The organism is Dellaglioa sp. CoH-57-MRSF-19 (assembly GCF_056781975.1).
Window position 1 is genome coordinate 1 of sequence record NZ_JBXAXW010000270.1, and the last position, 271, is coordinate 271.

At 54.6% G+C, this 271-nt stretch carries 1 protein-coding gene; it reads right to left on the bottom strand.

Going from position 1 to position 271, the window contains the following annotated elements; all coding sequences use genetic code 11:
• Positions 1-77: 77 nt before the first annotated feature.
• The coding region (locus tag AC1RO3_RS09185; RefSeq protein ID WP_481764114.1) for a hypothetical protein at positions 78-271 on the bottom strand (194 nt) is incomplete at its 5' end.

Genomic DNA, 271 nt, shown 5'->3' on the forward strand with positions numbered 1-271 from the left:
CATCAGATTCCACCCGTACACTAGGAAAGAGACCGGAATTCCGATGACGAGCGCGGTCAGAAAACGGTGCTTGGCACTCACTCTTCCTCCGGAGCCATCGGCAGCGGTTTCCACAGATCGCTGTCATCACGCGAAACAGTACCACTCTTCCACGGGTCGTCGTAGTTGATGGGAGTGCACACTTCACCGAATTCGCGCTTGCCGACCGGACGGTAGTGGTAGTCGCTTTCGTTGGTTGAGTACTGGATGCTCTCACCTTTGTACAGAAAGA